We start from the raw sequence: 8,861 nt of genomic DNA on the forward strand, positions 1-8,861 counted from the left end.
CTGGGGCTCCCTGCGTCCGCCGCCCTCGCCCTTCCCCTCCTCTCGCCGCCCCCGCCCGACCTGACCCCCTCCCCCGCCCTTCCTCACAAACGCTGCCGAAACTCGTCCGCGCTCCCGAAATTTCGGTGGCTTCTGCGCTTTTCGGCAGCGTCTGCGGCCGGGGAGTCAGGCAGGTAGGGCGAGCGGATCAGTCGGCGGGGTCGGGAACCATGGTCCGCAGGCCGTGGAGAATGAGCTCGATCGCCTCGTCGAACCAGGCGGCGATCGAGAGCTTGTTCACGTCCCGGTCGATGAACTCGACGAGGTCGGCGCCGCCGACGGTCGCGCCGTCACCGGCGTCCCGCAGCTCGCGGTAGACGGCCTCCGTGTCGGGCTCCGGCACGTCCGAGTGGCCGGGGACGGGGGCGACCTCGGCCAACAGGATGCCGTTCAGCGCGGTGAAGAAGATGTTCATGATCAGCAGGCGCTGCCGCACCCCGAAACCCGGGGCGGCCAGCACGTCCAGCAGCGGCGCCACGTGCGCGATCGCCGCAGGCGTCGCCAGCGGACGCGTGGCCAGCAGCACGAACGACTGCGGATGGGCCAGCGCCACCGCGCGATAGGCGTGGGCAAGGCTGTGGAGCACGTCCGTCCACTCACCGTCGAACGAACCGAGTTCGATCGAGAGGATCAGGCGCTCGTGCAGCGCGTCGAGCAACGCGGCCTTGCTGGGCACGTGGTGATACAGCGACATCGCCTGGACGCCCAGCCGGCTTCCGATCGCGCGCATGCTGAGCGCCTCCAGCCCGCCCTCATCGACCAGCGCGAGCGCCGCGTCCACGATGGCGTCCCTGGTGAGCGGCCGCTTCGTCCGAGCCATTCGCGTCCCTTCTTGACAGCCTTACGGCGTAAGCCTACCCTGATGGCGTCGCCTTACACCGTAAGGCTGATCATGGGGGAGAATCATGGAAGATCAGGTCGTCGAGGCGCCCGCAGAGGGGGTCCTCGACTCGTCGGATCGCACCGGAGGCAGGCCGTGGTGGGCGTCAGGAAGCTTCGGACGCCTGCTGCTCGGCCAGAGCGTCTCCGCCGTCGGCTCACAGGTCACGTTCATCGCCGTCCCGTTGATCGCCGTCACGCTGCTCGGCGCGACGCCCGGAGCGATGGGCCTGCTCGGCGCGCTGGACAACCTTCCTTACCTGCTGCTCGGCCTGTGGGTCGGCGTGTTCGTCGACCGCCACGCCCGGCGCCGGCTGATGGTGCTCTCCGACATCATCCGGGCCGTCGCCGTGGTCAGCGTCCCGATCGCGGCCATCGGCGGCCGGCTCACCTTCGCGCAGCTGTGCGTGGTCGTCTTCGTGGTCGGCGTGGGGAACATCGTCTTCGACGTGTCCTGCCAGGCCCAGCTGCCCGAACTCGTCGACAGCGAGCGGACGGTGGCAGCGAACGGCGCCCTGCAGACCAGCACCTCACTGGCCGCGGTGGGATCGCCCGGTCTCGTCGGCATCCTGATCAGGCTCGTCGGGGCGCCGGTCGCGATCCTCGTGGACGCCTGCTCCTACGTCGTGTCCGCGCTGAGCATCGCCAGCATCCGGACGCCGGAGCGGCACCGGCCCAGTGAGGACGAAGCCAGCTGGGCCCAGGTGAAGGAAGGCCTGTCGCTGGTGCGGAGGGACTCCCGACTCGTCGGCGTCGCCGGTGGCGCGGCCATGCTCAGCATCGCCATGAACGCGGCGTTCGCCGTGCTGATGTTCTACCTGGCGACCCGACTGGGGCTGGACGCCGGCATGATCGGCTTCGTCTTCCTCGCCTTCGGGGTGGGCGGCGCGATCGGAGCGATCACGGTCTCGCCCGTGGCCGCCCGGGTCGGCACGGGGACGGTGCTGGTCGGCGGGCCGATCCTGGCCGCCCTCGGCCTGGGACTGTTCGCCGTCGTCGGCGGTTCGTCCCCTGCGTCCATGGTGGTGGTGTTCGCCGGCTCCGTTGTGATGGGCGCGGGAATGCTCGCCTTCACGGTGCTCGCTGCCGGCGTCCGCCAACTGCTGGCGCCCGAGCACGCGCGGGGGCGAGTGCTCGGCACCCTGCGGTTCATCGAGTGGGGCAGCATGCCGCTCGGCTCCGTGATCGGCGGTGCCGTGGGCGAGGTGTTCGGCTCGATCCCGGCGCTGGTGGTCAGCGCGGTGCTGCTCGCGTGCGCGTCGGTGTGGGTGCTGGCCACCCCGCTGCGCAGCCTGCGCGCGTTGCCGGAAGGCTGAGCCCCGATCGGATCTGCGCGCTCGATCCGCTTCCGGTGCTCTGAGCAGCCAGCAGGGCGATCGAGTGTGCAGATACGCTCGGGCCCCTCGACGCGTCCCCGGTGTGGCCGCCCCCGGCCTGCCCGGCGCCAGCTCAGGGACGCGCGAGTTCGGGACGCAGCGTGTAGTCGGTGAACCCGATCTCGTTGCCCCAGGGGTCGGTGATCCGGGTGGTGAGCCCGGTGGGAATGGGGAACGTCACCGTGGACAACTCTGCCGCGACGGCCGCAGCGTCCACGACCTCGAACCAGAGCCTTGCCGGGGTCACCGACTCCGATCGCACGAGCACGACGCCGGCCACGTCGCCGCCGACCTCCAGCACGGCCATGTCGGGCGTCCGCAGTTTCACCCGCAGGCCCGCGACCCGTTCGTACCACGCCACGCCGTCGTCGAGGTCGGCCACGTCGACGAACACGTTGTCGATGCCGCGGGGCTCAGGCACGTCCCACCAGCTTCGGATGGTTGCGCCAGGCCGGGAGCGTCGCCATGTGGGCGCGAGTCTCGGCCTCCAGCTGTTCGCGGGACGCCTCCGGGTTGCGGCGGGCCTGCCAGGCGACCATCTTCTCGAAGCGGGTGTCGAAGTCCTGCAGGTTGCCGTCGGCGTCCGTGCAGAACTGGCAGTAGTGGCCCGACTCGATCGGCATGCCGCAGCTCTCGCAACTCAGGGTGGTCATCTCGGTTCCCTTCCTGCGGCCGCGACGAGGGCGTTCAGCCCCTCGATCAAGCCGCGTCTGGTTGTCTCGTCCAGGTGGTCCATGGCCTCGGCCACCAACCGGCGGTCGAGGACGTCCGCGTCCGCCCGCAGTCGCTCGAAGCCCTGCTCGGTCAGCCAGACCAGGGTGCGACGGCGGTTGTCCGGGTCCGGCTCTCGTTCGAGCAGGCCGTGGCCCTCGAGCTGGCTGACGATGTCGCTCACCACCGACTGGGCCCGCTCCAGGTGCTTGGCAGCCTCGCCGATCGACACCGGTCCGGTCAGGGCCAGGTGCTGCAGCACGGCGCGCGAGGCATTGGTGAGCTCGCTGCGGCGCCCGTCCCTGCGGTGGAAGGCAAGGAACGTGGCCGGGAAGGCCTCACAGAAGGCGTCGGCGGCAGTCACGGCTTCATCGTCGATCCGCCGGGATTCATCGTCAATCCCGATGAGTCCCGGCGGTCTCGGCAGGACCGGCCGGCGGGTGCCGGCAGCCGCGCTGCCGTAGCGTTGCCCCTGTGGAGAGCGAGGAGAGCGAGCCCACCTTCGATGAGCACGAGCACGAGGACGCCCTGGAGCCGCGGCACCTGATCCGCCGTTCGGACGTGGTGCTGCGCGCCGGCATCCTGATGCTCGGCGCGGGAACCTCCGGCCTCAGGGTCCGCGAGGTCATGCAGGCGGTCGCCCGAACGGTGGGCATCGGCCGGGTCAGGGCCCAGGTCACCTACACCGACATCGTCCTCACCGTGCAGCGCCGCGGGATCTTCCGCACCCAGGTCGCCGAGATCACCGCGCCCGGGGTGAACGCGCACCGGATCGCGATGGTGAAGGACTTCGCCCAGAACCTCCCGTCCCGCGCCACGGTGGCAGAGGTGGACGCGATGCTCGACCGGATCGAGCGGACGCCGCGGCTCTATCCGGCCTGGCTGCTGGTCATGCTGGTGGCGCTCGCCTGCGCGTCCATCACCGTGCTCACCAACGGCGGCTGGCGCGAGGTGCTGGCCGTGCTGCCGGCGTCCGCGCTGGCCTACTGGCTGCACCGAACCCTCACCGGGTTCCAGCTGAACCATCTCGCGGTCGTCCTCATCGCCGCCGCCACGGCCACCGGCCTGTACCTCGCCTTCACCCGGCTGCTCGACCTCGGCTTCGGCGCCCCCAGCCCGCGGATGGCCGCCGGCCTGGTCTGCGCGGCGATCTTCCTCATTCCCGGTTTCCCGCTGGTCACCGCGGGCCTCGACCTCACCCGGATCGACCTGCTCGCCGGTGTCCCCCGGCTCGCCTACGCGGCGATGGTGCTGCTGTCGATCACCATCGGGGTGTGGACGATCGTCACGATCAGCGGCGTCTCCCCGGACATCGTGCCCGCGCTGGACGGCTCCCCGGCAGCGGTCTGGCTCGCCCTGCTGGCCGCCAGTTTCTTCGCCGTGTTCGGCTGGGCGATGATGTTCAACTCGCCGTGGCGGATGGCGCTCGCGTCCGGGGTGGCGGCGATGGTCGGCAACGTGCCCCGCCTGCTGATGCTCGAGCACGGCGTGAAGACCCACGTGGCCACGTTCATCGGCTGCTTCATCATGGGCCTGCTCTGCGCGCTGGCCGCGCGCCTGTTCGACATGGAGAAGATCATCATGACCGTGCCGACGGTGCTGGTCTCGATCCCGGGCGCCTCCGCGCTTCGGACGCTGATCTACTTCGACCAGGCCGACGTCGTGCAGGCCATGCAGAACGGCGTGGCCACCGTGCTGGCCGCGATCGCGATGGTCGCCGGGCTGGCCGGGGCCCGCATGCTGACCGACCCCGAATGGGCGTTCACCCGGGCGAACCCGCCCACGACCTGGCATCTGGTCGGGCGACTGTTCCACCGCAGGGGGAGATGAGCACGCCGCTCACCCGCCGCGGCGACCCATCGCGGCGGCTCAGCGGTTGCGGGTCGCCAGGGTCGCGTCCGCCGCGTGCCGGAGCACCTCGCTGAGGCCGCCGGAGGCCCAGCCGCGCTGCTCCTGAGCCCCTGTGCCGCGGGCGCGGACGTCCGTCCACAGGACCTGTGCGAGTTCCCACTCCGCCTGCTCGGCGAGCACCGGGCGGAGCTGTTCGAGCAGTGCCTCGACCACCACCCCGGCCCGGTCCTGACGCAGCGTCAGCGGGTGAACCAGCGCCCCCTGGAGGCCGGAGCGCGCCGCCCGCCACGCCGCGGCGCGGAGCAGTTCTGCCCGGCTGCCTGCCGTCACGCCGGCCGCCAGCTCGCCCCGCGCCGCCGTCTCGACCAGCGCCCGGGCGAGGACGGCGAGCAGCAGGGCGTGCGAGGAGCGCAGGCAGACGTCGGCCACCCGCACCTCGACGGTCGGGTAGCGCTGGGACAGCCGGGCGTCGAAGTAGACCATCCCGGAGTCGAGTGCGGCCCCGCTCGCGATCAGGCCCTCGAGCACCGCGGCGTAGGCGTCCGGGCTGCCGAACGGGTCGCTCGGGCCGGCCGTCGGCCACCGCCGCCACACCTGCGAGCGGTAGCTGGCGTACCCGCTGTCCTGGCCCTGCCAGAACGGGGAGTTGGCGCTCAGCGCCAGCAGGGTCGGCAGCCACGGCCCGATCCGGTCGAGGACGAGGACGCCCTCGTCCGCGTCCGCCACCCCGACGTGGACGTGGCAGCCGCAGGTCAGCTGTTCGCGGGCGGTCAGGCCGAACTCGGCGAGGATCCGCTGGTAGCGGGCGGTCGCGGTGACGCTGCTGCGCACCGGCTGGGGCGAGGTGGCGACCGCCACCAAGCGGGCGCCGGCGTCGGCGGCCGACCGCGCGGCGACGTACCGGCGCTGGCGCAACTGCTCGGCGAGGTCGCCCGCGTCGAGGCACGGCGACGTGCCGGTCTCCACCATCTGTTCCATCAGCTCCAGCTCCACGAGGGCGTCGTCCGCCGCAGCGCCGGCGACGCCCACCGGGTAGCCGTGGGCGTCCACCAGCAGGAACTCCTCCTCCACCCCCACCGTCCGCATGCCCGGTCATTACCCGCCGCGAGCCCGCAGGGAACCCGCCGGCCGGCCTCACCAGCCGCGGGCCTCCCACTCGGCCAGGTGCGGACGCTCCGCACCCAGCGTGGTCGGCAGTCCATGGCCCGGCCACACCACCGTCTCGTCGGGATAGCGGGCGAAGACTCGGGCGACCACGTCGGCGAACAGGCGTGCGAAGCGCCCGGCGTCGCGGCCCGTGTTCCCCACGCCGCCGGGGAACAGCGAGTCCCCGGTGACCAGCTGCGCCGGCGCCCCGGCGGGAGCGAGCCCGAGCGCCACCGAGCCGGGGGTGTGGCCGCGCAGCCCGATCACCGCGACCTCGAGATCGCCGAGGGCGAGCACGTCCCCGTCCCGCAGCCGGCGCGTGACCGGGACCCCGGTCGCCGCGGTGATCGCGTCCGCATCCGCGTCCCCGGCCAGTACGGCGGCCTCGGGGTGGGCGGACGCGACCGCGGCGAGCGCGCCGATGTGGTCGTGGTGGGAGTGCGTGGTCAGCAGGTACTGCAGGTGCGGCTCCGCGGCGTCGGCGGAGGCGGCGTCCAGCAGCGCCTCGATCGTGTCCGGCTCGGCGGCGGCATCGACCAGCAGCTGTGCACCGCCCACGGACGTGAACAGGTAGACGTTGTTGTCCATGCCCCCGACCGCGGCACGGCGGAGCACCAGCCCCGGAAGCTCGACCTTCTCCACGACGGACCTCCCGAGTCCCATGCAAGCACATCTGCCCAGCGGTCGCGCGGTTGTCGGCGGCGGCTGGCAGGGTGGGCGCATGGACGCACCCGCCGCCGCAGCGGCCGAGCACGACCTCCACGACCTCGCCCGTGCGCTGCCGCACGTCGAGCTCGTGCACGGCCCGTCCGGCAACCCGATCTACCAGGTGGGGCGGAAATCGTTCGTCTACTTCCGGACGCCGCGTCCCGACGCCGTCGACCCGGTGACCGGTGAGCGGTACGACGACGTGGTGATCCTGCGGGTGGACGGCGAGGACGCCAAGCAGTCCCTCGTGCAGGACCCCGCCACCCCCTTCTTCACGACCGCGCACTTCGACGGGTACGACGCGGTCCTGATCCGGCTGAGCCGGCTCGGCGAGCTGACCCGCCTCGAGCTCGCGGAGGTGGTCGAGGACGCGTGGCTCTCCCGCGCCTCCGAACGCCGCGCCCGCAGCTACCTCGCCTCCGGGCACAGGATCACCGACTGAGCATGGACGGCCGCGTCGGTGTCCGGCGTGCTCAACGCAGGTCGTCGTCCCCCGGTGGCCGCGGCCCGGGCGGCAGGACGGGCGGGTCCCCGCGGCGGAGCGCACGCCGCTGGTCCCGCTGGGAGTGCCGGAGGCTTCTGCGCTCGTCGCGCTCCTCCCACCGGCCGTCGCGCGCCGTGCGCCGCTCGTCCGAACGATCGGAGCCCTGCCAGGACAGTGCCATCACGACCGGGATCGCCGTACCCAGCATCGGCCACATCGGCCAGTAGTAGAGCCGGTGACCGGTGGTGAGGACGGTCATCAGCCAGATCGCGTTGAAGAGCATCGCCAGCCCCAGCCAGCCCCGCAGTGCGGCGCGGGCGAACCGGTTGCGGGACCGCTGTGGAACCTGCTGGACGGCACCGGCCACCATCAGGTCGGCGACCTGCGGCGCGAGCTCGCCGAAGGTCCGCGAGCGGGCCACGGCGAGGACACGTCCTTCCGCCTCCGCGGCGTCCAGGCGACCCTCGGTCCCGGACTGCCGGATCAACCGGGTCGCGAAGTCCCGGTCGGCGTCGGACGCGCGCAGGGGCTGGTTCGCCGGCACCCGCGGATCGGCGCTGAACCCCGACCACGACGCCACGGCGGGAGCGGGCTCCGACTGCGGGGCGGGTTCGGGAAGGTTCTCCCACTGGGTCATCGCGGACACCTCCTGGCGCCGACGGTACGCCCTCCCCGTCCGTGCAGGCAGGCGCAGGTGCCGGGTCCGTCCCGGAATCATCGCCCTCGAGGGCACGCGGGACCACGGCACCACCCGCCGGTGCGGCAGGATGGGCAGGGATGACACTGGAAGACAGCGAGACCCGGCGCCGCGAGCTCGCCTCCGCGGTGAAGCGGCTGCGGGTCGCGGCGACCTCAGACCCGCAGCGCGCCGACGAACTGGCCGCGGCGCTGGTGGAGCTCACGGCGCGCCGCCTCCTCGCGTGGGACTTCGCCGAGGCGGCCACCGACGCGCCGGAGTCGGTCGTGCTGTCGGCACGCCTGCTGGCCACCCGCGGACCGTCGGGTCCCTACGCGTCGGTGCCGGACGCCGTCCGTTACGTCACCGCCACGGCACAGCTCGCCGCGGTGCAGGCCGGACTCGGTCAGGCCGAGGCCGCCGGCCGCACGCTCGACGGGCTCGACGCCTGGCGCGGCCAGGTGGCCAGGCTGCCGCTGGCGGAGAACCTGCCCACCAGGGTGGTCGTCTGGACGCTCCTGGCCCGCACCCGGGCGCTGCTGGACGCGGACCCTGCGCAGGCCAACGCCTGGGCGGATGCGGCGGAGCGGCGGCTTCACGCCCCGGCCGCTGCCGAGCCGTATCTGGCGGTCGCCACCCATCTCGCCGTCGCCGACGCGAGGTGGGCGGCCGGGCGCCCGGAGTCCTCCCTCGCCCACCACCAGCTGGCCCTGGCTGCGCACGCCCGCGCCGTGGACGGGGTGGGCCGCGGGTCCCGCCCTGCCGTCCGGAAGGTCGCGGCGGCACCGGTCGCCGCCCTCCATGAGCCGTACGCGCAACGGCTGGACGCCAGCGGGGATCCCACCGGGGGCATCGCCGTCCGGCGCGCAGGGGTCGCGCTGCTGGAGGCGTTCGGCGACGACGAGTTCCTCCCCTCCGCCCGGGCCGGGCTGGCCGACGCCCTGGCCGCGGCGGGCCGCGAGGTCGAGGCGGAGGCCGAACGGGCCGAAGC

At 72.9% G+C, this 8,861-nt stretch carries 11 protein-coding genes; 4 read left to right on the forward strand and 7 right to left on the reverse strand.

The window, feature by feature from the left end; all coding sequences use genetic code 11:
- Positions 1-187: 187 nt before the first annotated feature.
- The gene (locus QM633_RS05470; RefSeq protein WP_415152721.1) at positions 188-859 is read right to left on the reverse strand and encodes a TetR/AcrR family transcriptional regulator; all 672 of its coding nucleotides are present in this window, start codon (positions 857-859) and stop codon (positions 188-190) included.
- Positions 860-944: 85 nt separating this feature from the next.
- On the opposite strand from QM633_RS05470, the gene QM633_RS05475 reads away from it, so the two are divergent.
- Positions 945-2,234, forward strand: coding sequence for an MFS transporter (locus QM633_RS05475; RefSeq protein WP_415152722.1), 1,290 nt, complete (start codon positions 945-947; stop codon positions 2,232-2,234).
- A gap of 133 nt (positions 2,235-2,367) precedes the next feature.
- Here QM633_RS05475 and QM633_RS05480 read toward each other — a convergent pair whose 3' ends face one another.
- From QM633_RS05480 to QM633_RS05490, 3 genes are read right to left on the reverse strand one after another with little or no spacing between them, the layout of a single operon-like run.
- On the reverse strand, positions 2,368-2,715 hold the full coding sequence (locus tag QM633_RS05480) for a hypothetical protein (RefSeq protein ID WP_415152723.1): 348 nt from the start codon (positions 2,713-2,715) through the stop codon (positions 2,368-2,370).
- On the reverse strand, positions 2,708-2,947 hold the full coding sequence (locus tag QM633_RS05485; RefSeq protein ID WP_415152724.1) for a zinc ribbon domain-containing protein: 240 nt from the start codon (positions 2,945-2,947) through the stop codon (positions 2,708-2,710). Before QM633_RS05485 ends, QM633_RS05480 begins: the two co-directional genes overlap by 8 nt.
- Positions 2,944-3,369, reverse strand: coding sequence for a MarR family winged helix-turn-helix transcriptional regulator (locus tag QM633_RS05490; RefSeq protein ID WP_415152725.1), 426 nt, complete (start codon positions 3,367-3,369; stop codon positions 2,944-2,946). The genes QM633_RS05485 and QM633_RS05490 overlap by 4 nt, the downstream gene beginning before the upstream one ends.
- Positions 3,370-3,479: 110 nt before the next feature.
- Between QM633_RS05490 and QM633_RS05495 the strand changes: the two genes are divergently transcribed.
- A complete protein-coding gene (locus QM633_RS05495; protein WP_415152726.1) occupies positions 3,480-4,835 on the forward strand; it encodes a threonine/serine ThrE exporter family protein in 1,356 nt (451 codons plus the stop codon).
- A gap of 39 nt (positions 4,836-4,874) precedes the next feature.
- On the opposite strand, the gene QM633_RS05500 is transcribed toward QM633_RS05495, so the two are convergent.
- Positions 4,875-5,942, reverse strand: coding sequence for a carboxylate-amine ligase (locus QM633_RS05500; protein ID WP_415152727.1), 1,068 nt, complete (start codon positions 5,940-5,942; stop codon positions 4,875-4,877).
- Positions 5,943-5,990: 48 nt separating this feature from the next.
- Positions 5,991-6,665 carry an MBL fold metallo-hydrolase gene (locus QM633_RS05505; protein ID WP_415152728.1) on the reverse strand — a complete coding sequence of 225 codons (675 nt, stop codon included), beginning with the start codon at positions 6,663-6,665 and terminating at the stop codon, positions 5,991-5,993.
- 58 nt (positions 6,666-6,723) lie between these two features.
- Here QM633_RS05505 and QM633_RS05510 point away from each other — a divergent pair, with 58 nt between their 5' ends.
- Positions 6,724-7,152 carry a hypothetical protein gene (locus tag QM633_RS05510; RefSeq protein ID WP_415152729.1) on the forward strand — a complete coding sequence of 143 codons (429 nt, stop codon included), beginning with the start codon at positions 6,724-6,726 and terminating at the stop codon, positions 7,150-7,152.
- Between the two features lie 31 nt (positions 7,153-7,183).
- Here the strand turns inward: QM633_RS05510 and QM633_RS05515 are convergent, their stop codons facing one another.
- Positions 7,184-7,831, reverse strand: a complete 648-nt coding sequence (locus QM633_RS05515) for a DUF1707 SHOCT-like domain-containing protein (RefSeq protein ID WP_415152730.1) — start codon at positions 7,829-7,831, stop codon at positions 7,184-7,186.
- 140 nt (positions 7,832-7,971) lie between these two features.
- Here QM633_RS05515 and QM633_RS05520 point away from each other — a divergent pair.
- Positions 7,972-8,861: hypothetical protein (locus QM633_RS05520; protein ID WP_415152731.1), on the forward strand; the 890-nt coding region annotated here is incomplete at its 3' end.

This window comes from Propionicimonas sp., assembly GCF_047606205.1.
Classification (GTDB): Bacteria; Actinomycetota; Actinomycetes; order Propionibacteriales; family Propionibacteriaceae; genus Propionicimonas.